Raw genomic sequence first — 25,308 nt, forward strand, 5'->3', positions numbered from 1 at the left:
GGCCATGGCGGTCGCCGTCGAGGGGGGAGGGGCGGCGCGGTGGCCGACGGCATGACCGTGCGGCGCTTGGCGGGAACAGGTGCAGGCTGTGTTCCCGGACGTAGAAACTTGTGAGGTACTACAGTCTCGAGTGCGTCGGAGTGTGACACGCCGCAACCGGCTTGGGGAGGGGGCAGTCGCAATAAATTCGAGGCCCGGCGCCGGAATTTCTCCATACCTCGGACAACGGGCTGTCGGGTGCCGTCACAGCTGTTGCTCCGGCACGCGATCAGTAACTACACTCCATCTATAGTTTCTGCCGGAGGAGTGAAGATGGACGGATCGTCGGAGTCGGTCACGGCACGGTGCCCCGGGCCCAGCGTCCAGGATTACCTCGACCGGGACAGCCGGCCGGTTCCCCCTGCGCTGAGGTACGAGCACAACGACCACCTCGGCAGCGAGGACGTCGACGTCACACGCTTCGTCTCCCGCGAATGGGCCGAGCGCGAGATGGAACAGGTGTGGCGCCGCGTCTGGCAGTTCGCCTGTCTGGAGAGCGAGATCCCCGAGGTCGGCGACCACGAGGTCTACGAGATCGGCAACGACTCACTGATCATCGTGCGCACGGCACCGGACGAGATCCGCGCGTTCGTCAACGCCTGTCTGCACCGGGGCCGCAAACTGCGCACCGGCGGGGGCAACGTCGCCGAGTTCCGCTGCCCCTTCCACGGCTTCGCCTGGAACCTCGACGGGACGATGCAGTCGCCGCCCTGCGCCTGGGACTTCCCGCATGTCACCCCGGAGAAGTTCGCGCTGCCGGAGGCCAAGGTGGCCACCTGGCGCGGCTTCGTCTTCATCAACATGGACCCGTACGCGGAGTCCTTCGAAAGCTACCGGGGCACCTTCGACCAGTACTACATCTGGCCGCTGGAGAACCGCTACAAGTCGCTGCACATCGCCAAGGTGCTGCCCTGCAACTGGAAGGTCGCGCAGGACGCGTTCATCGAGTCCTTCCACGTGATCGCCACGCACCCGCAGATGCTGCCCTGGCTCGCCGACGCCAACTCCCAGTACGACGTCATGGCGGACCAGCCCAACTGGAACCGGATGCACAACATCCAGGGCGCCCCCAGCCCCCACGTGGCGGACTCCGTCACGGAGGAGGACGTACTGGAGACGTTCTACTACTCGCGCGCCTTCTACGCGTCGACCCAGGGCCGGGACCTGGTGATGCCCGAGGGCGAGCTGCCCGAGATCCCGCCCGGCGGCACCGCCCGCCAGGTCCTCGCGGACCGCATGCGGGAGCAGCTGGCGGCCACCTCGGACCAGGACTTCTCAGGGACCTCCGACAGCGAGCTGCTGGACGCCATCAACTACCTGTTGTTCCCCAACTTCAACCCGTGGGGCGGAGCCAAGTCCAACATCATCTACCGGTTCAGGCCCAACGGTCTCGACCCCGACTCCTGCACCGCCGAGATCATCTTCATGTCGGCGCCGAAGTCCGCCGAGATGCCGCCGCCGGCCAAGATCCGGTGGGTGGCGGAGGACACGCTCTTCGCCGACATCCCCGAACTCGGGCTGCTCGGGCCGGTCTTCGACCAGGACTGCGAGAACCTGCCGTACGTCCAGCAGGGCCTCAAGGCGACGCGCAAGCCGGGCTTGACCCTGGCCAACTACCAGGAGAGCCGCATCCGTCACTTCAACCAGACGCTCGACCGGTGGATGGACAAGTGACCGTGACCCACCGTGTGGCGGTCAGGCCTTCCGGCGCCGAGCTGGAGGTGTGCGACGGCGAGGACCTGTTCAGTGCCGCCCAGCGGCTCGGCTACCGCTGGCCCACCGTCTGCGGCGGCAAGGGCACCTGCCGCACCTGCTTCGTGGAGGTCGACGAGGGCGCCGACAACTGCTCACCCGTGGGCCCGCTGGAGCGCGAGGGCATCCAGGCCCTCCGCCGGCCGGTGGACGGCCTGACCCGGCTCGCCTGCCAGATGCGGGTCGCCGGCCCGGTGACCGTGACCAAACGCGGCGTACGCCGCCAAGTGCAGGAGTGAGCCCCGTGTCCAAGCAAGTGACCCATCCGCTGACCGGGCATGTGTACCGGCTCACCGAGGACGGACTGGTCGAGGTGACCGACCCCAAGACCGGCGCGCAGGGCATCTTCGACTTCCAGGCCCGCTGGCAGTCGGGCGAACTGCGCCATGCCGACCTCCAGATGGCCGGCTGGGTGGGCCGCCTCGCCCAGCGGCGATCCGCACCGCATCCCGAGGACTGAGCCGGTGACAGCCCGCACCACTCGGACGGTCTGCCTGCTGCGCCGCCCGGACGGAGAGCCGGTCCCCGGCGACTTCGCGATCGAGGAGCGTCCGCTCCCACCGCTCGGCGAGGACCAACTGCTCGTCCGCAACCTCTACATGAGCGTCGACCCCTCGATGCGCGGCCGGCTGGAGAGCACCGAGAAGCACTACACCCACAACTTCACGCCCGGCTCGCCGCTGGACGGCCGGGCGTTGGGTGTCGTGGAGGAGAGCCGTTGTGCGTCGGTGCCGGCCGGCACCTTCGTACGCCATCAGCTCGGCTGGCGGGAACGGGCCGTCCTCGACGCCACGGCCACCGACGGCGCCGGGCGCATCGACCCCGGACTCGCGCCCCTGCCGACCTGGTTGGGCCTTCTCGGACAGACCGGCTTCACCGCCTACGCCGGACTGGCCCGGATCGCCGAAGTCCGCCCCGGCGACACCGTGTTCGTCTCGGCGGCGGCCGGGGCCGTGGGCAGCGCCGCCGGGCAGTTCGCCCGGATGCTGGGCGCGGAGCGTGTCATCGGGACCGCCGGCGGGCCGGACAAGTGTGCCCTGCTGGTGAAGGAGTTCGGCTACGACGCCGCCGCGGACTACCGCGCCGAGCCGGTCCGGGAGGCGCTGGCCAAGATGGCGCCGGAGGGCATCGACGTCTACTTCGACAACGTGGGCGGCCGGCAGCTCGCCGCGGCGCTGCACGCGCTGCGGCCCGGCGGCCGCGTCGCCCTGTGCGGCATGATGTCGCAGTTCGGCGGCGACCGGCAGTCCGCCGACATCAACCAGCTGATCCAGGCGGTCCTCAAGCGGCTGACCCTGCGCGGCTTCATCGTCCGCGACCACGAGGACCTGCGGCCGGAGTTCGAGAGCCGGGTCGCCGGCTGGCTGCGCTCGGGTGAGGTGGTCGCCCGGGAGACGGTGGTGGACGGCCTGGAGAACGCGGCGGGTGCACTGCTGTCCCTGCTCGGCGGCGGCAATGTCGGCAAGATGCTGGTGAGGCTGGGCGGTTCCCTGTAGGCGGGACCGTGACGACGGAAGAGTGGGGTGGCCCTGGTGTCAGGGCCACCCCACTCTTTGCCGAGTCCGGACGTCCGCGTGCCTCAGCGCATGTCGCGCGACGCCGCCACGGTGTGCACCTGGAGACTGACGCCCTCCCGGGTGAGCCCGGACACCGCAGCACGGAAGTCCTTGATGTGCGCGGTGGTGAAGTGCTCGTCGAGCGCCTGCTGGGAGGTCCACCGCTCGTACACGCGGATGCGTCGCTCGTCCGTCGGGTCGGCGGTCATCGCGTAGTCCAGGCAGCCTGGTTCGTCCTCGCGGGTCCGGTGGCCCAGCTCCACGAGATGGCCCAGCATCGTGTCGCGGTCGCCGGGCTCGTAGTCCATCCAGCCGGAGACGATGATCTCCGCGGTGCTGTCCGCGGTCATGTCCTGTGACACGGTGGTCCTTTCCATGGTCATGCCCGCGGGCCCGCCGCCCCTGTCAGGTGGGCGACGGGCCCGCGGCCGTTCAGATGCCGAGTGCCGCCGGGACGCTGTCCACGGTGACCGTGCCCTTTGTGCCGTCGACCGTGATCACCATGCCGTCCCGCAGCCGCTGTGTGCCGCCCTCGACGGAGATCACCGCCGGGATGCCCAGCTCGCGGCAGACCACGACGGCGTGGCTGTTGAGGGCGCCCACGTCCACGACGGCCGCTCCGGCGACGAGGAACAGCGGCGTCCAGGCCGCGTCGGTGATCGGCGCCACCAGTACCTCGCCCGGCTCCAGTGCCTCGCACGAGGCCGGGTCGCTGACCACGCGCACCCTGCCGGTGTACGTGCCGTGGCTGCCGCCGACACCCGTGAGCACATCGGCCTCGGTCGCGGCCGCGATTCCCTCGTCGGTGCGTCGCGGCCACGCGTCGATCTCGGTCTGGGCGTCCTCCGCGATGAAGAACGGCGGTTCCAGCGCGCCGAGTCCGGCGTACTCCTCGAGCCGCTGGGCGATGACCGGTCCGAAACGGCCTGGGTCGGCGACATAGTCGTCGAGTTCGGTGTCCAGCAGCATCATCACGTCCTCGGGCTTCGCGATGCGGCCCGCTTCGACCCCGCGGCGGCCGAGCTCCCGTACCGCCATCCGGATCTCGTTGATGACGGTCACACAGTTCGCCTTGGTCCGCTCGCGGGCCGGGATCCACACCTGGGAAGCGTGCATCCCGGCGTCGAACATCGGCTGTGAGCCCTCCGGAAGGGCGGCTCGGATCTCAGCGGCGATCTCCGTACGGCGCTCCGTCAGCTTGCGATGCCGCTCGGCCGGGGAGTTGTCGTCGGAGCTCTGCCGGATACGGTCCACCAGGGCCAGCGCCTGGACCGGCGCCGCCTCCCAGGACAGCGCGTGGATGTCCCACTCGTTGGGACCGCGGTCGCCGGACTCGGCCAGGAACTCGTCGAAGGAGTCCCGGAACGCCTTGACGTCTCCGGTCGCCCCTGCGAGGGCCTGCTCCACCGCGGCCGGGCCCTGGTCGAACAGAGCCGTCAGCTCCGCCGAGGCCGCCACCTGGCGCGACAGCGTCCACAGGCCGGTCGACGGAGAGGCCGAGTCCACGTCGCCAAGGCCGCCGATGAGGTCGAGCATCGCGCCGGGACGGTCGACGCTCGCGCACAGCGGGCCGAGGATCGCCGGTCCGACCGACGCGGGCAGCGAGGACTCGACATGCCGCTGGAAGGTGATCTCCACCTCGTCCAGCAGCGAGCGGGCGTACGCCACCAGCTCGGCGTCGGACAGAGCCGCCAGGCCGGGGCGCCCGTGCCGGATCCGGCGCAGCCGCTCATGGTCGGCGTCGCCCTCCGGGTAGTCGGCCTGGCCGAGCATCCGCTGGAGCGTCGCCGTGGCCTTGGCCGTCAGCTCCGCGTCCTGGTCGTCGGGGTGGGCCACGTACGCCGGTGTGTCCGAGCGCTGGCCGACGAAGGCCGCGTCGATATCGGCCGCGGTCTGCCCCATACGGATGCCGAACAGCCGCAGGTGCGACAGGTTGAGGTAGAAGTAGCCGCCGAAGATCCCCACGAACGGAGGCCGGGGGCCGGTGATCTCGTCGCCGCGGTAGATGCCGAACTCGACGAAGCCGCGGCGCCAGCCCTGCAGACCGCGCCCCCAGACCAGGCTCCAGCCCAGCGGGCTGGCCGGGTCCGGCAGGGTCTCGCCCGCGTTGGCCCGGGTGTAGTGGGGCAGTCGCTCGCTGCGCTGCCAGTCGGTGATCCAGTGCTTCATGGCGATGGGGCTCCCGCCGTCCGTTCCCTCGCTCACCACTGCGACGTTCCGCCGTCGACGCTGATCAGCGTGCCCGTGATGCCCGCGCCTGCGTCACTCGCGAGCAGCGAGGCGACGCCCGCGATCTGCTCCACGGTGGTGATCTTCTTGGTGGCGGCGTGCTCGGCGAACCGGCCCAGCCACTCCTCGTACGAGATGCCCTCGGCCTCGGCCGCGGCCGGACCGGCTTCCCGCATCAGGTCGGTGTCGACGGCACCGGGGCAGATGGCGTTGCAGGTGATGCCCTGGGTGCCGTACTCGAAGGCGGTCGCCTTGGTCAGGCCGTGGATGGCGTGCTTGTTGGTGATGTAGTGGCTGATCGCCGGCTTGTTGGCCTGCTTGCCCTCGACGGAGGAGATGTTGATGATGCGGCCCCAGCCGCCCTCCAGCATCTTCGGCAGCGCCCTCCGGGTGCCGTAGAAGTAGGCGTTGAGGTTCAGGTTGAGGGCGTTGTGCCAGGCCTCGTCGCTGAGCTGGTGCACGGGCGCGAAGCCCGAGGTGCCGCCGACGTTGTTGACCCAGATGTCGAGCCGGCCGAAGCGCTCCGCGGCGAAGTCCGCGAGGCCCTCGATGTCCTCCTGGCGATTGGCGTCGCAGGGGTGGAAGACCGCCCGGTCCCCGGCGCCGATCTCCTCCAGGGCCTGCTTGCCCTTGAGCTCGGAGCGGCCGCTGATGACGACCGTGGCGCCCTGGGCCAGGAAGGCCTCGGCGATGGCCCGTCCGATGCTGCGCGTGCTGCCCGTGATCACCGCGACACGTCCGTCGAGGCTGCCCGTAGCCACCATGCTGTTCTCCTGCGAGTGCTGTGAGTTAGTCACTTGGACGCTGCGTCCAAGAGGCTGTGAATGGTGCGGTGGAAGTGCTGGAGTCCGGGCTCGTTGCGTCCGAAGACGAAGTCGGTGCCGTTCAGCGCCTTCAGGCCCCGCTGGACGCCGTAGGTGGTCGCGTAGTCCTCGTCGCGGACCACCTCGTAGAACCACTCGCCGAACTGGTCGGCGGCCTGGCGCTCCTCCTCGGTGACGGCCGGCTCGCGCAGCAGGATGATCTGCTGGGTCACCGACTCGGTGGCCGAACGCGGGATCACGATGGAGACGGCGATCTTGTTGCGCCAGGTGCCCGCGATGGCAAGGCCTGGGAAGAGCCAGTAGATGGCTCCGACGAGGTCACCGGGGTCACGCTGGTCGGCCGGCACGTCCACCACGTCGGCGATGGGCCGCAGTGCAGCCGCGAGACGCTGGTGGGGGCCCCAGGTGTCGTGGGCCATCATGTTGGAGAAGTTCGTCTCGAAGACCGTCTTCGGGTGCAGCGAGGCGAAGTGGTACGTCTCCAGGTACCCGTCGAGGGTGACCTTCCAGTTGGGGCTGAGCAGCTCACGGCTCGCGTAGTGGTGGCAGTCCGCGAAGCGGAGCCCCTCGAGCAGCGGCTGAAGATCTCCCAGCCAGGCGTCCAGGTCGTGCTCGGCGGCCGGGTCGAGCGACACGAAGACGATCCCGGCGCGCTCACCGGCGGGAAGCCGCACCAGGCTGCGTCCCTCACGCGGCACATCACCGAAGGTCTTCTCGGCGTACACGCCGCGCAGTTCCCCGGCCAGGTCGTAGGACCAGGAGTGATACGGGCAGGTGATCCGCTTGGACACACCGCATCCCGGTTCGACGAGCTGGGCGCCGCGGTGGCGGCAGGCGTTGATCATCGCGTGGACGACGCCCTGCCGGTCCCGGGTGATCAGAACAGGGATGCCGAGCACGTCCAGGGCCTTGTAGGTGCCCGGCCCGGGAAGTTCGCAGGACATCGCGAGCGGCAGCGGGACACTCCGGTGGACGGCGTCCGTCTCGCGCTGCCAGCGATCGGCGTCGAGGTAGTTGGCGACGGGTTCCGTCCACTGGTCCTCGGCCTCGTGCGTCGTGTTGTCACGGTAGTGCTTCATGACACGCTCGACGAGCTCGGCCGCCTCCCGCCGCATGGCGATGCCCGCGGCGTCGGTGGAGCGGTCCTGGCCGATCCACGAGTTGTATTCCGGCGCCGGGGGCGGCTGACGATCGGCGTCGGCCGCCCCGATCTCCGGGGAACTGGTCTGGACCACGATGTCCTCACAATCCTTCCAGCCGCGAGCTTGGGAAGGGCTTCGGATGCGGCAGCTGGGCTGTGAGCGACACGACAACAGGGGTAAGTGTTCTCTGTCAATAGAAAGTGAGGAAGTGGCCGCTCGATGACCCGCAGGTCACATCGCCTTCGCCCGGGACAAAAAGGTCCAGACGTGAGGTGATCTTTCTATTGACCGGCTCCAGTTGCGGGGGTGTGATGGCCGCACACTCGACAGGGAGGCGGTGTGGTGGCCGACGACGGGGTCGATCCGGTGTCCGTGGCGCGGGCGCGCATGACCGAGCCGTTCGAGGTCGGTGTCGTCGTGCGCGACCTGGGTCTGATGGCGCGCTTCTACGGCGAGGTGCTCGGCTGCTTCGAAGTGCACCGCTCTCTCATTCCGGCATCCATCGGCACCCCGGCAGGGCTGGGCGGCGAGCTGCTCGTCGTCTGGCTTCAGGTGCCCTCCGGGGGGCGCGTCAAGCTGATCCGGCCTCAGTTCGCCGCGACTCCCATTCAGTCGGCTCTGCCGCTGACCGGGCGCCGGGGGCTGTCGTATCTCACCTTCCATCTGGACGACATGGACCCGGTCGTGACGGCTCTGGCGGCCGGAGGTGCCCGGCCGCTCTCGGACCCGGTCGTCGTCGAGGCGCGCGGCCGCCGGATCAGCTTCTGGGCGGATCCGGAGGGCAATGCGCTGGAGCTCGTCGACGGGCGCGGACGCCATCCGGAGCCGGGTCGGTCCGAGGCGTAGTAATTAGAGAACCTGTTCAGTAAGGTGCCCCGTGCTGGTTACTGTAGACCGACACAACAAAGTCCGATTGCTGGGAACACCTCGCTCGGGGCGAAGGGGCGGACGATGGCTCAAAGGGCTCAAAGGGCATCGAAGAAGTCGGCCGATCCGGCCGCGAACCAGGTATCCGCGCAGGTCGTCAGGGATCTGCACGAGCGCATGGTGCGCATCCGGCTGTTCGAGACCGAGGCGGGAAAACTCATGGAGGCCGGCAAGCTGCCCGGCTTCCTGCACCTCTACGTCGGCCAGGAAGCCGTGGCCGCGGGGGTGATGGCGGCACTGCGCGACGACGACCAGATCACCTCCACCCACCGGGGACACGGGCACGCCGTCGCGAAGGGCGTCAGCTTCAAGCACATGTACGCCGAGCTGTACGGCCGCGTCACCGGCGCCTGCCTCGGCCGCGGCGGAAGCATGCACATCAACGACGTCAGCCTCGGCATGCTGGGCGCCAACGGCATCGTCGGCGCCGGCGTCCCGATCGCAGTCGGCGCGGCCTTCGCCGCCCAGTACCGCGGCGAGGACAACATCGCCGCCACCTTCTTCGGTGACGGCGCCACCAACATCGGCGCCTTCCACGAGGGCGCCAACATGGCCGCGATCCTGCGCCTGCCGGTCCTGTTCATCTGCGAGAACAACGGCTACGCCGAGTTCACCCCGCAGTCGAAGCACATGCTGGTCACCGACGTCGCCGACCGGGCCGCCGCCTATGGCATGCCCAGCGTGATCGTCGACGGCATGGACGCGGTCGCCGTCCACCGCGCCGCCGTCGAGGCCGTCGAACGGGCCCGGGCGGGCGAGGGCCCGATGATGATCGAGGCCAAGACCTACCGCTTCTACGACCACCAGGGCGTCAAGGGACTGCGTCACCCCTACCGCTCGGACGAGGAGGTCGAGGAGTGGAAGGCCCGCGACCCGATCGACCTGCTGGAGGCCCGTGCCGTCGCCGACGGCACCGCCACCCGCGCGGAACTGGACGACACCTGGCAGCGCACCCGCGACGAGATCGCCGAGGCCATCGCGTACGCCGAGGCCAGCCCGCTGCCCGATACCGCTGACCTGCTGCTCAACGTCTACTCGGGGTGACCGCGATGACCACCATCACCGAAGCACCGGCCGCCGCCCCGGAGGGCACCGACCGCAAGCTCACCTATGTCAAGGCCTTCAACGAGGGCCTGGCGCAGGCCATGCGCGAGGACGAGAACGTCTTCGTCGCCGGCGAGGACGTGGCCGGGTACGGCGGCGTCTTCCGCATGTTCGACAACCTGCTCGACGAGTTCGGCCCCCGCCGCATGATCGACACCCCGATCTCCGAGGCCGCGCTCGTCGGCCTGGGCGTGGGGGCCGCCGCCCGGGGCCTGCGTCCCGTCGTCGACCTGATGTTCATGGACTTCATCGGTGTCTGCCTGGACCAGATCGTCAACCAGGCCGCCAAGATGAAGTACATGTTCGGCGGCTCCGTGTCGGTGCCGCTCACCATCACCACAGCTTCCGGCGCGGGCCTCGGCGCCGCCGCCCAGCACAGCCAGAGCCTGGAGGCCTGGCTCGCCCACGTGCCCGGCCTCAAGGTCGTGATGCCGTGCGACGCGTACACCGCCAAGGGCCTGACCGTCTCGGCGATCCGGGACGACAACCCGGTCGTCGTGATGCTGAACAAGGTCCTGCTGGGCAGCAAGAGCGTGGTGCCCGAGCCGATCTACGGCATCCCCCTGGGCCAGGCCCACACCGCACGGCAGGGCTCCGACGTCACCGTCATCGCCCTGGGCCGCATGGTGGGCGAAGCCCTCGCGGCGGCCGACGAACTCGCCGCCGAGGGCATCGAGGTCGAGGTGATCGACCCGCGTACCGTGCAGCCCCTGGACACCGAGACCATGATCGCCTCGGTCCGACGCACCAACCGGGCCCTCGTCGTGCATGAGGCCGTCACCTTCGGCGGGCTCGGCGGGGAGATCGCCGCCCAGATCCAGGACGCGGCCTTCGACTACCTGGACGCCCCCATCCTGCGAATCGGCGCGCCCTTCTCCCCGGTGCCGTTCTCCCCGGTGCTGGAGAAGGCGTACGTCCCCGACCACGCCCGCATCGCGCAGGGCTGCCGTCGTCTCCTCGAAAGGTCGTGACCGAAGTGGCGGTCGAGGTTCTGCTGCCGAAGATCGGCCTGACCATGCAGGAGGGCACGATCGACGAGTGGCTGGTGCCGACGGGCACCGCCGTCTCCGAGGGCGACCCGCTGGTGCGGCTGGCCACCGACAAGGTCGACGTCGATGTCGAGGCGGAGGCCGGGGGAGTGTTCCACCCCGTGGTCCCGGCCGGGGCGACCGTCCCGGCGGGGGCACTCATCGGCTGGCTGCTGGCCGAAGGCGAGCAGCCGCCAGGCCCGGGGGGCACGCCGTTGCCTGCCGGGCCCGGGGCGAACGGTGCCCCGGTGCCAGTGGCCGCAGGCGCCTCGGTGTCCGCGCCCGAAGGTGCCTCGCCCGCAGCGCCCTCTTCTCCCGGGCCGGCGGGCCTCAACGGCACCGGTGGTGCCGACCGCACCACCGTCGGCCTCAACGGCACGACGGCTCCGACCGGCGTCGGCGGGCGGCTCCTCGCCTCCCCGAACGCCCGGCGGGTGGCCGCAGAATCCGGCGTGGACCTCACCGCCGTACGCGGCACCGGGCCCGGAGGCCGGATCGTCTCCGAGGACGTGGAGGAGTACCTGCTCGCCCTCGCCGCCGCGCCCGCTGCGACCGGCGACCTCGGGACGCAGGCGCCGGCCGGCCCGTCCGACGGCGCGGTGGTACCGGTCTCCCCGCTGGTGCGCCGCCTGGCGAAGGAGCGTGGAATCGACCTCGGCGAGGTGCCCGGCACCGGGCTGGGCGGACGGGTCCGCCGGGCCGACATCGAGGCCTTCGCTCCGCAGGTTCCGCCCGTGCCGGAACACGCTCCCGCCCCCGGGGGCCGCAGCGCCTCGCGGTCCAAGGCACCGATGCCCGGCGACGTCCTCCCGCTCACCGGAATGCGCGGCACCATCGCCCGCAGGATGCACGCCAGCCTCCAGGAGATGGCGCAGCTGACGCACGGTTACGAAGTGCGGATGGACGCCGTCGTCGCACTGCGGGCCCAGCTCAAGCAGGAGTGGGCCGACAGCGAGTTGCAGGTGCCCAGTCTCAACGACTTCCTCGTGAAGGCCGCCGCCCTGGCGCTGCGTGAACACCCGCTGCTCAACGCGGGGGTGCTCGAGGACGGCATCCATCTCTTCGAGGACATCAACGTCGGGTTCGCGGTCGCGGTGCCGGGCGGCCTGCTCGTCCCCGTGATCGAGGACGCCGCCGCTCTTCCGCTGCCCGATCTGGCCGCGCGGTCCAGGGAACTGGCCGAGAGTGCCCGCGCCGGCCGCATCTCCCCGGCGCAGATGGAAGGCGCCACCTTCACCGTCACCTCACTGGGCGGCTACGGCGTCGACTTCTTCACCCCCGTGGTCAACCCCGGCAACGTCGCCATCCTCGGAGTGGGCCGGCTCAGGGACGGCGTCGACTGGGTGGACGACCAGCCGCGGCGGACGCAAGTGCTCACCCTGAGCCTCACTTTCGACCACCGTGCCGTGGACGGGGCGCCGGCGGCCGAGTATCTGCGCACGGTCGGTGCGCTGCTGCGCACACCCCTGCGGCTCCTGATCTGAGTCCGCGTCTCCGTCTCGGGACCCGGTTTTGCCCGACCCCGACCGCATAGGGGCACGACCGACCCCACCCCGACCCCGCGCCCGTCGGCCGTACCCCTATGCGGTCGGCGGGCGCGGCTCTCCAGTGGTTACCGGGAGCGTACGACGCCCTCCAAGACCTCGTGGACGGTCTTCGCAGGATGGCCGATGGTGGCTTCCAGCGTGGGATCGGTGGCCTTGAACTCGCCGTTGCGCGATGCAGCGAACATCGTCAAGGTGAACTCCGCAGCCGGCCGCGGCATCCCGCCGGCGACTGCTGCGGAGATCCACTCGTCGTCGTCCATGACGACTCGGGTGATGGTCCGGCCGGTGATGCGGCTGAGTATTCCGGCGACGTCGGCGAAGTCCAGCGTGTGGGTGGCTGTCAGCGGCGGCGTGATGCCTTCGAGAGCTCCGTCTTCGGTCAGAGCGACGGCCGCGGCTTCTGCCAGGTCCTCGTGGGCCGTCCAGGACACCGGGCCGTCCTGCGGCACGGCGAGCGTGCCGGTCTCCAGCGCCGCGCCGATGTAGTAGCCCAAGGTGGAGGTGTAGAACCCGTTGCGCAGGGCGGTGTAGGGGACTTCTTGCTGCTTGAGGTGTTCCTCGGTGGCCGCGTGGACCTTCTGCGGCGGGAAGAGCGACGTGGGAGAGGCGGCCTGGTGGCTGGTGTACAGGATGCGTCGGGCGCCCGCTTCCCGTGCCGCGTCGATCGCCGCGGTGTTGGCGGTCACCGCGCCGCCGCCCCGGATGGCTGTGGAGACGACCAGGAGGCGCTCGGCACCTTCGAAGGCGTGCTTCAGACTGTCGGGTTCGGTGAAGTCTCCCGCCCGGACCCGGACGCCGCGCTCGGCGAGGTCGGCGGCCTTGCTCACATCGCGCACACTGACGCCGATCCTGTCGGCCGGTACCCGATCCAGCAGGCGGTTGACGATCAAGGCCCCGAGGTGGCCGGTGGCTCCCGTGACGATCAGCATCGGTGACTCCCAATCTGAGGATGTTTCCAACGGAACTCAGATTACGGTAACACTGATAATTCCGTTGGTTGCAACAGAATGCGTTCGTCCGGGGCTTGCTCATGAATGCCAGCAGTTTCATGCAAGACGTACAACAGAGAGTTGGCGGTATCGCCGATAACAACGCCTGTCACGCCTGGGCGATACCATCGTCTCCATGGCACCGAACACGCAGCGGCGGGACATCACTCGGGACCGCATCGTGAAGGCCGCGGCCGGCCTGCTGCGCGACCAGGGGCCGGCCGCGGTGACCACGCGCCGCGTGGCCCAGCAGGCCGGGCTGCAGCCTCCTGCTCTCTACCGCTTCTTCCAGGACAAGGACGACCTGCTGGATGCCGCCGCGGAGCATGTCTTCACCGAACATGTGGCGAGCAAGCAGACCAGCGCGCCCTCGGACGACCCTGTAGAAGACCTCCGCGCCGGATGGAACACGCAGATCAGCTTCGGCCTGGCCAACCCGTACGTCTACGGCCTGTTGCTCGACCCGGCTCGCGCACGCGACACCCCGGCACAGGTCAAGGGTGTGCTGGTCCTTGCCGAGCGGGTGCACAGAATCGCCGCCGCCGGGCGGCTTCGGGTGAGCGAGGAACGCGCCGTCAACCTCATCCGCTCGGCGGGGGTCGGAACCGTCCACACCCTGCTGACCCTGCCGCCAGGGCAAAGCGACCCACAGTTGGCCGATGCCGCCTTCGAGGCGATCGCCCGCGCCATCCTCGTGGACGGGCCCGCCGTCCCCACCGAGGACCCGGCGGCCGTCGTTGCGGCCTTCCGCACGGTCCTGCCCGAACTGCCCAGCCTCAGCAAGGCTGAAGCCGCGCTTCTCGACGAGTGGCTGCAACGCTGATCCGGCGCGGCCTTGGTTAAGTCCGGTGCGGTATCGCGCCCCGTAAGGGGCGCGGGGCTGTATCAATATGCGGCTCCGCCGCGTGGGCACGACCAGCCCCCACCGGCCCGCAGGTTCGTGACCGCCCTTCCAGCGGAGCGCTCAGGCAGGCCGCTGCTCGTCCGCCGGGTCGGTGATCTGCTCCGCGAGACGGCCGATCTCGCGGATGAAGGAGCGGTGCCCGAGGGAGCGGTAGACGTCATCCCCCCGGACCTGCGAGATCGCCGCGGTCTCCAGCAGCGCCAGCACACCCACCCCGACCACCGCCGCCTCCGCGTCCGTGACCGGCTGACGGACCTTCCGGACCAGCCCCACCAGTTCGTCCAGCAGTTGCGTACGGATCTCGTGGCGCAGGGCCTCCGCCTCCTGGCTCATGCCGGCCGAGGACACGAAGAACACGGTCGCGGCGGACCGGTGTTCGCCCAGCCAGGCCACCAGCCCTGTGACCGCAGGACCGATGCCCGAACCGGGCTCGTGCGCCTCCGTCAGTTTCTCCAGCTGCTCGCGCAGCGCGGCGGCGAACACCCGCATACCCTCCACGAGGACCTGGTCCTTGGAGGAGAAGTGGTAGTACACCGCGGCCGACGTCATCTCCGCCCGCGCGGCGATGTCGGCCACCGTCACTTCGTCCGGCGGCTGGGTGGCGAACAGCTCGGTGGCTGCCTCGATCACCCACTGCCTGCGCGAAGGGCGGTGAGCTGCGCGGGTTCCGGATGTAGTCATGGTGTCAAGTATGCCGGGCTCTTCGTTCTCCAGGGACACCCGGGGAGTGGGAATTACCGTTCCGACCAGGCAGACTTACTGGATAGCATGGGCAGTACACCGGTCACACGGGCACCGGTCACGGCAACCGCCAGGGAGCATGATGGCCACCACGCAGAACGGCAAGCAGCCCGCCCACCGTCCCTCGCGACGGCAGCACATCATCAGTGCCGCGGTCAGGGTGTTCGGCCGTAACGGGTTCGCGGAGACCAGCGTGCAGGACATCGCGGACGAGGCCCAGGTGGTGCCCACAGCCGTCTACTACCACTTCGCAGGCAAGGAAGAACTGCTCGAACTCGCCATGCGGCGGGTCTTCGACCAGCTCAACGCGGTCGTGGAGGAGGCCCGGCCGGAGACCGAACCGGGCGACGCCGAAGGCCTGCTGCGCGTCATCGACGCCGTGTGGGACTGGGTCGAGAGGAATCCGGACGAAGCCCGGTTCTACCAGGTCCAGATCGCCTCCGCCAACGGCAACATCAAGCTGCTGCGCGACGAGTTCGAGCAGCGGCACATCCAGCGCGCGTACGACTATCTGCCCGAGGGCACCACTCGCAGCCCCCGGGCGGCCAAGGCACGGCACGCCTCGCAGGCGCTCGCGGTCCGCACCCTGATCAGCACGACCATCCTCGTGACCGCGATGCGGGCGGAGGGCGGGCCGCTGTCCGGAATGCCGTCCCAGTCGGTGCACGAGGCGGTCAGGTCCCTGGCGCTGCGGATCATCGCCGCCCGGGAGGCGACCGCGGGGGCACCGGCCTGAGCCCGTCAGGTCCCGCGGAGCCGGCGGTCGCCCGGCCGGACCGGCCGGAGTCATTCCGGGAAGGCGTCTTCCGTGGTGCGGTGCCCGGCGCAGCCCTGCGGCGCGGGAGGCCGTGGCGGTGTCCGTGGACGGCCGGGCGGCAACGGCGCCGCCTGCGCCGCGTGCACTGCCCCGGCCCGAGTACGGGCCCGGGGAGCCGGGCCGCCACGGCAGTGGCTCGCGGCTGGCGAAGCGCCCGCCCGCCGTGCCCCAGCCCTCGGGGAGGGTGGTCTGCCGGACGGGGGTTTCGGCAGGTCCGGTCACCACGGCAGTGGCTCGCGGCCGGCGAACAGCCCGCCCGTCGTGTCATCGCCCTCGGGAAGGGTCGCCAGCCATACGGGGGTGTCCGCGCCCTCCTCCGGCCCGCGCGGGGCTGACGGACCGCCCATGCCGCTGCGGGTCCAGCCCGGGTCGGCGGCGTTGACCAGGACGCCCGTGCCGGCCAGCTCGCCCGCGAGCATGCGGGTCAGCGCGTTGAGCGCGGTCTTGGAGACGCGGTAGGCCGGGTGCCGGCCGGAGTCCATCAGCGCCAGCGAACCGTAGGAGCTGGTCAGGTTGACCACCCGTCCGTAGCCCGCCCGCACCATGCCCGGGACGACGGCCTCGGCCATGCGCCAGGCCCCCACGAGATTGGTGTCCAGGGTGGCGCGCAGAACCGCCTCGTCGAGGTCCGGCGGCCGCAGGTCGCCGTCCAGGGACACCCCGGCGTTGTTCACCAGTACGTCGATCCCGCCGCCGACCAGTTCCCCGGCCTCCCGCACCGCCTCGGTGACGCTCTTCGCCGACGTCACGTCCAGGGCCAGCGGCAGCGCCGCCGGGCCGATGACACGGCACGCCTCTTCGGCCGCCTCCAACTGCCGCGCGCCGACCAGGACCCGCAGACCGCGGTCCGCGAGCTGTCGGCAGATCTCCGCGCCGATTCCGCGTGCCCCACCGGTGACCAGGGCGGTTCTGCTCTCGCTCATGACAGTTCTCCTCAGTTCTCCGCCCATGGGCAGCGGACGCCAAAACGCTCCGCTGGAAATTCGGTGTGCCATCTGCGGGTACGTCGTGGCTGGTCGCTCCCCCACTCTCGGCTGCGCTCGAGCGGGGGGACCCCCATCGCGGCGGAGCCGCACATGTCACAGCCCCGCGCCCCTTCGGGGCGCTGCCGCGCCGCTGTGGTCAGACCGTCAGCAGCGCGCATGCGCTGATGCCGGGAGCCCCGTACACATGGGTGAAGCCCACTCGTGGGCCATCGGGCACCTGCACACCCGGAGCGCGGCCCTGCAACTGCCGTACGACCTCGTGGAACTGACGCAGTCCCGAGGCGCCGACGGGCTCGCCGCCGGCCAGGCAGCCGCCGTCGGTGTTGACCGGGATCCGGCCCGTCGGGTCGGTGGCGCCCGAGGACAGCAGTTCCTCCTGCTCCCCGTGCCCGCACAGCCCGGTCTCCGCCAGATGGATCAACTCCGAGCCACTGTCGGTGTCCTGCAACTGGGCCACCCGCACATCGGCGGGCCGCAGACCGGATCCACGGAAGACGGCCTCCGCCGCGTCGACGCTCGGGCTGCGATGCGGTCCCGGCGGCAGCCAGGGCGAGAACACCTCGAACGAGCCGAACCGCCTCGTCCGGAAGGCCAACGAGGCCAGCCTGACCGGCCGTTCGCACAGGTCGAACGCGCGGTCGCCGCGCGCGAGCACCAGCGCGGCCGCGCCCTGACCCGGCGAGCAGAACATGTACTGGGTGAGCGGCGGGCTCACTTCGGCGGAGTTGAGGATCTCCTCCTCCGTCAGCTCCTTGCGCCGCCAGGCCAGAGGATGGCGGGAGCCGTTGCGGAAGGCGCGCGCGGCCACCATGGCCAGGGCCCGCTCCGGTATTCCGTACTCGTGCAGGTAGCGCTGCGTCTTCAGCGCGAAGAACTGCGTCGTCAGCATCATCCCGGTCTCGGCGTACCAGTCGGGGAGGCCGTAACGGGCCGCGGAGACGTGGAACGCGCCCCGCTCATGCTTGTCGAACCCGACGGCCAGCCCTAGCGACGCCTCGCCGGCCCGCAGCGCGTTGGCCACCGCGAGCACCGTCGAGGCGCCGGTCGCGCAGCCGTTCTGCACATTGACGAACGGCACACCGGTCAGCCCGAGACGGCCCACGAGCGTGTCGGGCTTGCCGGAGACGTCGGAGCCGCCCGCCGCGTAACCGATGTCCTCCCAGGCCACACCGGCGTCGGCCAGCGCCTCCCGTACCGCCCGTACCGCCATGTCCATCCCGGTGACGGACTCGTCGCGGCCGAAGGGATGCATCCCGCATCCGACCACGTACACCTCGTCGGCCCGGCTCATCGCCGCTCCTCCGGGCCGCGGCGCGGGCCGGGGACCAAGTCGGGGCGGAACGCGAAGGTCAGCACCTCGGTCCCGTCCTCGTCGTGGTACGCGGGCACTGTGGTGAGCCGGACCGGAAGGCCGATCCGGATATCCGTGCGGGAGACCGCCAGGCGTGCCTCGATCAGCACCTCACCGAGGTCCACGTAACCCACGTGATACGGCTGGTGACCCCCGGACGGCGCTCGGTACGGCGGCTTGGGCGGGAACGCCTGCAGCGTCCATGACCACACGCGCCCGCTCACCGGCAGCGCATGCGCGTTCATGGTCCCGTCCGAGCACTTGGGGCACGAGTCCTGGCGGGGGAAGACGACGGTGTCGCACCCGGAGCAGCGCGCGCCCACCAGGCACGGCGGATCCACGCCCTCGAAGAGGCTCTCGTCGATGAGTTTGGTCGTCATGCTCTCGTCCTGTTCTCTGACCAGCCGTCCTCTGACCAGCCGTCGTCTGACCAGCCGTCCTCTGACCAGCTGTCCTTTGACCAGCCGTCCTGTTACCAGCCCAGCAGCCCGGCGAGTCGTTCCCGGTGGTGTGCGGTGCCGCCCAGCAGCACGGCGTCGGACTGCGCGCGGCGGAAGTACAGGTGGGCGTCGTGCTCCCAGGTGAAGCCCATGCCGCCGTGCAACTGGACGCACTCCGCCGCGACGGACGTGAACGCCTCGCCGCACCAGGACTGAGCCACCGCGGCGGCCTCCGCGAGCGCGTCGGGGGACCCGGCCGCACGAACCGCCCGCACCACCGCGGACCGCGCGGACTCGACCTGAAGAAGCATGTCCGCGCAGGTGTGCTTGACCGCCTGGAAGCTGCCGATGGCCCTGCCGAACTGCGTACGCTCCCGCACATGCGCCACTGTCATGTCCAGGGCCGCCTGCGCACCGCCGAGCTGTTCGGCGGCCAGCGCCACCAGGGACACGTCCAGGGCGCGGGTGACGAGCTCCGTTCCCTCACCCCCGGCGGTCAGCGCGCGCACCCGGGCACCGGAGAACGTGACCACCGCCTGGCCCCGGCTGAGGTCCAGCGTGGACACCCGGCGGACCGCCACCCCCGGCTCTCGCGGGTCGGCGAGGAAGAGGTCCACGCCCTCGGGACCGGTGGCCGCGACCACCAGGGCTTCGGCGTCGGCACCGTCCAGGACGAACGGCGCGGTGCCGTCGAGCACCGGGACGCCGCCGCGCCAGGTCACGGACACCGGCACGGCCTCGGGCCGCCAGGCGCCGTCGGGCGCGGCCACGGCAAGTGCGTGCACCCTGCCCTCGGCCAGCTCCGCCAGCGCGGCGTCGGCCGTACCACAGCCGGCCAGCACCTGCCCGGCCAGCACGGTGGAGGACAGCAGCGGCACCGGCGCCAGCGTCCTGCCCAGCTCCTCGCAGACCACGGCGATCTCCGCGAGGCCGCCGATGCCTCCCACCGCCTCCGGCAGGCCGAGAGCCGCGAGGCCCACCTGCCGGCCGAGGGTGTCCCACAGCTCGGAGTCGATGCCGGGGGAGTGCTCGTCGAGCCCTCGCACCGACGCGATGCCGCCCGCGTCCGCGCACACGGACCGCACGGTCTCGCGCAGATCGTCCAGTTCGGCCTCGGACATCCCCGTCACTTGCCCGGCGGGGTCGGTCACAGTGGTCATGCTGTCGTCCCGTTCTCGTCACTGCCACGCGCGCGCAGCGCGCTGTGCGCGGCCGCCATCCGGGCTACCGGCACGCGGTGCGCGGAGCAGGAGACGTAGTCCAGTCCCAGGCCGTCGCAGAACGCGATCGACTCGGGGTCCCCGCCGTGCTCACCGCACACGCCGAGCTTGATGTCCGGCCGCACGCTTCTGGCTCGCTCCACGGCCAGTGCGATCAGCGCGCCTACCCCGTGCGGGTCGAGCCGGGCGAACGGGCTGGCGGTGAGGAACCCGCGCTCCTGGTACGAGGTGAGCACCTGGCGTTCGACGTCGTCCCGGGAGAACCCGTAGGTGAGCTGGGTGAGGTCGTTCGTGCCGAACGAGAAGAACTCGGCGTGCTCCGCGAGTTCGGCGGCCAGCAGGGCGGCCCGCGGAGTCTCGATCATCGTCCCGAGCCGGTACGGCACCTCCACCCCGGTGCGGGCGGCCACCGTCTCGGCGGCGGCGCGTACGAATCCGGCCGCGGCCTCCAGCTCCTCCGGCAGGCTGACCAGCGGGATCATCACCTCCAGCTGGGGCGTGACACCGGTGGCGGCGACATCGGCCCACGCCGAGAAGAGCGCCTCGGCCTGGGCCGGGTACAGCCTCTCGTGCAGCATGGCCAGGCGCACACCGCGCAGCCCGAGCATGGGGTTGGCCTCCCGCAGCGCCGCGGCCCGCTGTTCCGCCGCTGTGTCACCGGCTGCTCCGGCCTCTCCGGGCGCGGGCAGGAACTCGTGCAGCGGTGCGTCCAGCAGGCGCACGGTGACCGGGCGGTCGCCGACCGCGGCCAGCAGCGCCTTGAAGTCCTCGTGCTGTGCGCGCTCCAGGGCGATCAGCGCCTCGTCACGGGCCGCAGGGTCCGCGGCCAGGATGACGCTGCGGATCAGCGGCAGCCGGTCGCCGAGGAACTGGTGTTCCGTACGGCACAGTCCCACACCCTCCGCGCCGAGGGCGACGGCGGTGCTCACCTCCGCCGCGGTGTCGGCGTTGACCCGTACCCCGAGCCGTCGCGCCCCGTCCGCCCACTCCAGCAGGGTGGACAGCTCCGGTGGCGGACCGGCGACACTGACGCTCAGCGTTCCGGCGTAGACGGCGCCGGTACGGCCGTCGAGCGACACCGGGTCGCCCTCGTGCAGCACCCGGTCGCCGATCCGTACCGTGCCGGTCGCCATGTCCACGCGCAGTCCCGCGGCGCCGCACACCGCCGGCTTGCCGGCGCCCCGCGCCACCACCGCCGCGTGCGAGGCGATGCCGCCGGTGCCGGTCAGTACGGCGGCGGATGCCAGCATCCCGGGGACGTCGGCGGGGGTGGTCTCATGGGTGACGAGTACGACGGGGGTGCCCTCCGCGCCCAGTTCCAGGGCTCGTTCGCTGGAGAGCGCGATCCGGCCGGCCGCGGCCCCCGGGGAGGCGGGCAGCCCTCGTACGAGAAGTTCCTCGCCCCCCGTCAGCCTCAGCTGCGGGTGCAGCAGCTCCTGCACCTGCGCGGGGCCGATCCGGCGTACCGCCTCCTCCTTGCCGAGGATCCCGTCCCGGGCCAGGTCGACCGCCAGACACACCGAGGCGCGCAGGGGCGGACGGCTCTGCACGGAGGCGGCGAGCAGCGAGATCTCACCGTCGCGCACCTCGAAGTCGACGGATACCGGCGCGTGCAGATGGCGTTCGAGGGTGAGGAGGGAATGCTCGAGCAGCGTCGTGCCGCCGGTCAGTCTCTCCAGCGCTTCGCCGGTGTGCGGGGGTGGCGCGCTGCGGCGTACGCCCCGGAAGAAGGAGCCCTGCGGTGCGAAGCGGCCGGTCTCGGGGTGGCGGCTGACCGCCGTCCCGTAACCGGAGCGGTCCGCGGGGCCGATGCGCAGCGCCTGTACGTGCAGGGCGATACCCAGCTCGGCGGGCAGCTTCTGGGCCCGGCGCGATCTTCTGGCGCGCGGCGAGTCCCAGCGGGCGAGGACCGCCCGTGCGGCCAGGGCGAGCTGCTCCGCCGGGTCGTCGGGGTAGGGACGCCCGGTGTGCCGCGTGACCAGGGAGAGCAGCGCCTCGACCCGGGCGCGGGGTTCGGGGGCGTCGAGGAGAGCGTCGTCCAGCAGAGCGGCCGGTACGCCGAGGGCGTACTCCGCGATCATCCGGACGGTGCCCGCCCACACCTCGTCCAGCGCCTCGGCGCGGCCGATGACGGCGCACAGGTCCCCGGCGTTGTCCGGGGTGACGCCGATGCAGGGGAGATCGGGCGGCAGCCCGGCGACCTCGCCCGGCGCGCTCGCCGACAGGCGCAGCAGCAAGGGCCGGGTCGCGTCACCGACCCGGCGTCCCGACATCTGCCCGACCAGTTCGACGGCGGCACGGGCGGTGCCGGGCTCGCCCAGCGACCCAGCGGAGCCCGCGGGCACCGTCAGCCCCGGTACCACCGGCAGCCCGAGAGCCACCAGTCGGTCCATCGCGATGCCGTGCGCGCCCAGTTCATCGGCGTCCAGGCCCCGGATCCGCCCCTGGCCGTAGGGCACCAGGGCCAGGCCGGGAGCCTCCGGCTGTGTGACGACGCCGGTCGTGCCGTCGGTGACGCTCAACCTCGGCTCCTTCGGACCAGTTCTTCCTCGCGGGCCTCGTCCTCGGCCCGGCTGATCCCCAGGACCAGCAGCAGTTCCTGGTGCAGCCGCATCCACACCGTGTGGTACGAGTCGCACAGGGGGGAGGCCAGCCACTGGGCGCCGCCGTCGTCGAACCGGTCGAGAGCCTCTTCCAGGCCGGTGAGATACCGGTCGCTGTTCGCGAGCAGCCGTTCCAGCCTGCGCAGTACGGGCTGGATGGCCTCGTGGACGTCCTCCAGCATCTCGCGCACTTCGGCGTCGTAAACACTGTCGGTGTGGTCGTTGACGGTGCCGTCCGGACGGCACTGCCAGGCCGTGCAGACCTCGCGCACCTTCCTGTTGACCGGCAGGAACGCCTCGTAGACCGCGGTGATCCGCTCCTGGGACTCGGACCCCGCGGGAATCCTCAGCATCTGCGCGACGGCCTGCTTGGCGCGCTCGGTGGGCAGCACCATCGGGCCCTTCACCATGGCGAGCCCGGCGTCGACCAGTGGACGGTGCTCGGACTCCGGCGTACCGCGCCACATGCCGCGCAGGACGAGGTCGATGACGGCTTCGGCCTGGGCCTCGCTGAGGGAGTTGTCGAGGGTGTCTGTCCGCTCCACGGCAGCAGAGTGCATCTCCACACCTTTTTCCTGTGGGGGCGCGGGCTCAGCCGCGCGGCGACGGTTGCCGGGTCGCAGGGAACTGCGATCTGTGTTGCCCGGAGGTTACGCTCCAGCGAGCCTGTTAGTGAAGAGGTAGTCAAGAAACACTTTGCGGCTTCTGGTCCGCCGACCGCCCGGTCGGCCTCCTGTCGCGGGACCGTGCGGCGAGGAACGACTCCATCGCGGCCTGGGCCTCCGCGCCGCCCGCCAGAGCGGCGATCGAGTCCGCCTCCGCCGCCAACTGCTGCTCCAGCGGCGCGTCGGCGCCCGCCCGCAGCAGTTCCTTCGCGGCCCGCAGCGCGGCGCCGGACCCGGCGGCCAGCGCGGCGGCCGTCCGGTACGCCGTGTCGTCCAGTTCGGCGTCCTCCACGACCTGGGACACCAGGCCCCATCGCTCGGCGTCGTCGCCGGTCAGCACCCGGTTGGTGAGGATGAGGTCCGCGGCCCGCCGGGGTCCCACCAGGCGCTGGAGTACCCATGAGGCACCACAGTCCGGAGTGAGCCCGATCGCCGTGTAGGCCAGCCGGAACCGTGCCGACCGGGCGGCCACCACGATGTCGCCGGCCAGGGCGAGTCCGATGCCACCGCCCGCGGCCGCGCCCCGCACGGCGGTCACCACGGGGACGGGCAGTTCATGCAGGGCGCGTACGGCAGCGTGGGCGGCGGTGGCGACCGCGTGCACATAGGGGCCGGTGTCGGCACCCCGGCCGGCGAAGGCGCGCAGGTCACCGCCGACGCAGAAGTTGTTGCCCGCAGCCCGCAGCAGGACCGCGTCGCCAGGGTCCGCGGTGATGTGGCCGGCTGCGTCGCGCAGGGCCTCAGCGGTCGGGAGATCAAGGGCGTTTCCGCGTGTGGGGTCGTCCAGCAACAGCTCGACAACCCCGTCGGAGTGGCGGACGACCCGGACCGGCTGGGTGCTCATGGGAGGTCTTCTCTCAGTCGGCGGGGGCGGGGGAATCAGCAGGAAAGGGCTCACATACTGGCCCCGCCCTCTAGTTTCGGCAACGGCCGAGCTTCCTTTTCCTGTGGAGTTCGGCACTACGGCAGCACCTCGCGGCCGACGCAGCCGGAAAGATACTTTATCCGTTGTACAGTTTCCGCGATGCGACGGGCACTGGCGCCCGTACGCCCGTCGGCTGGAGGAATCGTGCCGATCCAGTTCGAAGTCGATCCGTTCGTCGCCCGGCTCGCCGAGGCCACCGCCGAGTTCGTCCGCGAGGTGGTGATCCCGGCCGAGCGGGAGAGCGGCGGGTCCGTCCATGACGCCCCGCAGGCCCTGCGGGAAGCCCTGCAGAAGGGGGCCCGCGAGGCCGGTGTCTTCGCGCCGCACGTCCCCGGGCGGTGGGGCGGGCACGGCCTCGACCTGCGGGGACAGGCGGTGGTGTTCGAAGCCGCCGGATACTCCGTGCTCGGCCCGCTGGCGCTGAACTGCGCGGCTCCCGACGAGGGCAATATGCACCTGCTCGAGAAGGTGGCCTCCGAGGAGCAGCAGGCGCGCTATCTGCGCCCACTGGCCGCAGGCGAGTACCGCTCGTGCTTCGCGATGACCGAGCCGGCGCCGGGTGCGGGCGCCGACCCCCGGGCGCTGCGGACCACGGCGGTACGGGTCCCGGGCGGCTGGCGCATCGACGGGCACAAGTGGTTCATCAGCGGGGCGAGCGGCGCCGACTTCGCCATCGTGATGGCCCGCACCGAGGGCGGCCCCGGCGACCCGGGCGGCGCCACCATGTTCCTCGTCGACGCCGACAACCCGGGCATGCGCATCGTCAGGGACATCGAGACCCTGGACGAGGGGCTCTTCGCCGGGCACAGCGAGGTCGTGTTCGAGGAGTGCGTGGTGGGCGAGGACCGCGTGCTCGGTCAGGTGAACAGGGGCTTCGAGAACGCCCAGGTCCGCCTCGGTCCGGCCCGGCTGACGCACTGCATGCGCTGGCTCGGGGCCGCGCGCCGGGCCCAGGACGTCGCACTGGAGCGAGCGGGAACCCGCGAGGCCTTCGGGTCGCTGCTGGGCGACCTCGGCATGGTGCAGCAGATGCTGGCCGACTCCGAGATCGACATCGAGGCGAGCCGTGCGCTGATCTGGCGTACCGCCTGGGAACTCGACAACGGCTCCGCGGCCGCCGCGCAGTTCTCCTCGGTGTCCAAGGTCTTCGTGGCGGAGGCGGTGGGCCGGGTGGTCGACCGGGCGGTGCAGATCTGTGGCGCGCTGGGCATCTCGGCCGACACTCCGCTGTCCCGGCTGGTCAGGGAGGTGCGGCCGTTCCGGATCTACGACGGACCGTCCGAGACCCACCGGTTCGCCATCGCCCGCCGCGCGGTGAAGCCGTACCGGCGGCCCCGTTCCGCTGAAGTCGCCGACTCCTGACGGGGGGTTGGCCGGAGCCTTACTTTCTTGTCATTGACTACAGTCAGTCGATGAGGGAAGCTGATGCAGGAAGCTTCTGAAAGCCGTGCGAAGCGGGTCTTGCTCCCCGGATCGTACGGCTTTCCCGCCACCAATTACTAGGACGTCCTAGTAATTT

The 25,308-nt window shown here is 71.0% G+C and carries 24 protein-coding genes; 11 read left to right on the plus strand and 13 right to left on the minus strand.

All coding sequences use genetic code 11. The features are described 5' to 3' along the window. Positions 1-312 precede the first annotated feature (312 nt). From G5C60_RS01395 to G5C60_RS01410, 4 genes are read left to right on the plus strand one after another with little or no spacing between them, the layout of a single operon-like run. Positions 313-1,713 (plus strand): aromatic ring-hydroxylating oxygenase subunit alpha, encoded by a 1,401-nt coding sequence (locus G5C60_RS01395; RefSeq protein ID WP_165254293.1) that lies wholly within the window; start codon positions 313-315, stop codon positions 1,711-1,713. Between the two features lie 2 nt (positions 1,714-1,715). Continuing rightward, positions 1,716-2,030, plus strand: coding sequence for a 2Fe-2S iron-sulfur cluster-binding protein (locus tag G5C60_RS01400; RefSeq protein WP_165254294.1), 315 nt, complete (start codon positions 1,716-1,718; stop codon positions 2,028-2,030). A 5-nt stretch (positions 2,031-2,035) separates the two neighbouring features. Then, positions 2,036-2,251 carry a transposase gene (locus G5C60_RS01405; RefSeq protein ID WP_165254295.1) on the plus strand — a complete coding sequence of 72 codons (216 nt, stop codon included), beginning with the start codon at positions 2,036-2,038 and terminating at the stop codon, positions 2,249-2,251. A 4-nt stretch (positions 2,252-2,255) separates the two neighbouring features. Then, positions 2,256-3,287, plus strand: a complete 1,032-nt coding sequence (locus tag G5C60_RS01410) for an NADP-dependent oxidoreductase (protein ID WP_338145640.1) — start codon at positions 2,256-2,258, stop codon at positions 3,285-3,287. A gap of 83 nt (positions 3,288-3,370) precedes the next feature. Here the strand turns inward: G5C60_RS01410 and G5C60_RS01415 are convergent, their stop codons facing one another. From G5C60_RS01415 to G5C60_RS01430, 4 genes are all read right to left on the minus strand, one after another. After that, the gene (locus tag G5C60_RS01415; protein WP_338145641.1) at positions 3,371-3,709 is read right to left on the minus strand and encodes a putative quinol monooxygenase; all 339 of its coding nucleotides are present in this window, start codon (positions 3,707-3,709) and stop codon (positions 3,371-3,373) included. Between the two features lie 70 nt (positions 3,710-3,779). Continuing rightward, positions 3,780-5,552, minus strand: coding sequence for a PEP-utilizing enzyme (locus G5C60_RS01420; protein WP_338145642.1), 1,773 nt, complete (start codon positions 5,550-5,552; stop codon positions 3,780-3,782). Next, complete coding sequence (locus G5C60_RS01425) at positions 5,549-6,340, minus strand: SDR family NAD(P)-dependent oxidoreductase (RefSeq protein WP_165254298.1); 792 nt, start codon at positions 6,338-6,340, stop codon at positions 5,549-5,551. The genes G5C60_RS01420 and G5C60_RS01425 overlap by 4 nt, the downstream gene beginning before the upstream one ends. Positions 6,341-6,369: 29 nt before the next feature. After that, positions 6,370-7,635, minus strand: a complete 1,266-nt coding sequence (locus G5C60_RS01430; protein ID WP_338145643.1) for an aromatic ring-hydroxylating oxygenase subunit alpha — start codon at positions 7,633-7,635, stop codon at positions 6,370-6,372. Positions 7,636-7,884: 249 nt separating this feature from the next. On the opposite strand from G5C60_RS01430, the gene G5C60_RS01435 reads away from it, so the two are divergent. From G5C60_RS01435 to G5C60_RS01450, 4 genes are all read left to right on the plus strand, one after another. After that, on the plus strand, positions 7,885-8,388 hold the full coding sequence (locus tag G5C60_RS01435; protein ID WP_338145644.1) for a VOC family protein: 504 nt from the start codon (positions 7,885-7,887) through the stop codon (positions 8,386-8,388). Positions 8,389-8,493: 105 nt separating this feature from the next. Continuing rightward, positions 8,494-9,513 (plus strand): thiamine pyrophosphate-dependent dehydrogenase E1 component subunit alpha, encoded by a 1,020-nt coding sequence (locus G5C60_RS01440; protein ID WP_241266406.1) that lies wholly within the window; start codon positions 8,494-8,496, stop codon positions 9,511-9,513. 5 nt (positions 9,514-9,518) lie between these two features. Next, complete coding sequence (locus tag G5C60_RS01445; protein ID WP_165254299.1) at positions 9,519-10,544, plus strand: alpha-ketoacid dehydrogenase subunit beta; 1,026 nt, start codon at positions 9,519-9,521, stop codon at positions 10,542-10,544. Continuing rightward, positions 10,541-12,085 carry a 2-oxo acid dehydrogenase subunit E2 gene (locus G5C60_RS01450; protein WP_338145645.1) on the plus strand — a complete coding sequence of 515 codons (1,545 nt, stop codon included), beginning with the start codon at positions 10,541-10,543 and terminating at the stop codon, positions 12,083-12,085. Before G5C60_RS01445 ends, G5C60_RS01450 begins: the two co-directional genes overlap by 4 nt. A 128-nt stretch (positions 12,086-12,213) precedes the next feature. Here the strand turns inward: G5C60_RS01450 and G5C60_RS01455 are convergent, their stop codons facing one another. After that, entirely contained in the window at positions 12,214-13,077 is an 864-nt protein-coding gene (locus G5C60_RS01455) for an SDR family oxidoreductase (RefSeq protein ID WP_165254300.1), read from the minus strand. Between the two features lie 196 nt (positions 13,078-13,273). Between G5C60_RS01455 and G5C60_RS01460 the strand changes: the two genes are divergently transcribed. After that, positions 13,274-13,960 (plus strand): TetR/AcrR family transcriptional regulator, encoded by a 687-nt coding sequence (locus G5C60_RS01460; protein WP_165254301.1) that lies wholly within the window; start codon positions 13,274-13,276, stop codon positions 13,958-13,960. A 141-nt stretch (positions 13,961-14,101) separates the two neighbouring features. On the opposite strand, the gene G5C60_RS01465 is transcribed toward G5C60_RS01460, so the two are convergent. After that, entirely contained in the window at positions 14,102-14,722 is a 621-nt protein-coding gene (locus G5C60_RS01465; protein WP_165254302.1) for a TetR/AcrR family transcriptional regulator, read from the minus strand. A 139-nt stretch (positions 14,723-14,861) separates the two neighbouring features. Between G5C60_RS01465 and G5C60_RS01470 the strand changes: the two genes are divergently transcribed. Next, positions 14,862-15,518, plus strand: coding sequence for a TetR/AcrR family transcriptional regulator (locus G5C60_RS01470; protein WP_165254303.1), 657 nt, complete (start codon positions 14,862-14,864; stop codon positions 15,516-15,518). A 299-nt stretch (positions 15,519-15,817) separates the two neighbouring features. Here the strand turns inward: G5C60_RS01470 and G5C60_RS01475 are convergent, their stop codons facing one another. The 7 genes from G5C60_RS01475 to G5C60_RS01505 all read right to left on the minus strand — a co-directional run bounded on the left by G5C60_RS01475 (position 15,818) and on the right by G5C60_RS01505 (position 23,708). Next, positions 15,818-16,522: an SDR family NAD(P)-dependent oxidoreductase gene (locus G5C60_RS01475; protein ID WP_165254304.1), complete on the minus strand. Its 705-nt coding sequence runs from the start codon at positions 16,520-16,522 to the stop codon at positions 15,818-15,820. A 199-nt stretch (positions 16,523-16,721) separates the two neighbouring features. Continuing rightward, positions 16,722-17,876, minus strand: coding sequence for a thiolase family protein (locus G5C60_RS01480; protein WP_165254305.1), 1,155 nt, complete (start codon positions 17,874-17,876; stop codon positions 16,722-16,724). Continuing rightward, positions 17,873-18,316 carry a Zn-ribbon domain-containing OB-fold protein gene (locus G5C60_RS01485; protein WP_165254306.1) on the minus strand — a complete coding sequence of 148 codons (444 nt, stop codon included), beginning with the start codon at positions 18,314-18,316 and terminating at the stop codon, positions 17,873-17,875. The genes G5C60_RS01480 and G5C60_RS01485 overlap by 4 nt, the downstream gene beginning before the upstream one ends. A 92-nt stretch (positions 18,317-18,408) precedes the next feature. Continuing rightward, a complete protein-coding gene (locus G5C60_RS01490) occupies positions 18,409-19,536 on the minus strand; it encodes an acyl-CoA dehydrogenase family protein (protein ID WP_165254307.1) in 1,128 nt (375 codons plus the stop codon). Then, complete coding sequence (locus tag G5C60_RS01495) at positions 19,533-22,118, minus strand: putative PEP-binding protein (RefSeq protein ID WP_165254308.1); 2,586 nt, start codon at positions 22,116-22,118, stop codon at positions 19,533-19,535. The genes G5C60_RS01490 and G5C60_RS01495 overlap by 4 nt, the downstream gene beginning before the upstream one ends. Beyond that, a complete protein-coding gene (locus tag G5C60_RS01500) occupies positions 22,115-22,759 on the minus strand; it encodes a hypothetical protein (RefSeq protein ID WP_241266407.1) in 645 nt (214 codons plus the stop codon). Before G5C60_RS01500 ends, G5C60_RS01495 begins: the two co-directional genes overlap by 4 nt. Positions 22,760-22,883: 124 nt before the next feature. Then, positions 22,884-23,708, minus strand: coding sequence for an enoyl-CoA hydratase/isomerase family protein (locus G5C60_RS01505; RefSeq protein WP_165254309.1), 825 nt, complete (start codon positions 23,706-23,708; stop codon positions 22,884-22,886). Between the two features lie 225 nt (positions 23,709-23,933). Between G5C60_RS01505 and G5C60_RS01510 the strand changes: the two genes are divergently transcribed. Next, positions 23,934-25,151: an acyl-CoA dehydrogenase family protein gene (locus tag G5C60_RS01510; protein ID WP_165254388.1), complete on the plus strand. Its 1,218-nt coding sequence runs from the start codon at positions 23,934-23,936 to the stop codon at positions 25,149-25,151. Positions 25,152-25,308: the final 157 nt, after the last annotated feature.

It is taken from the genome of Streptomyces scabichelini (genome assembly GCF_011045015.1).
Classification (GTDB): Bacteria; Actinomycetota; Actinomycetes; order Streptomycetales; family Streptomycetaceae; genus Streptomyces; species Streptomyces scabichelini.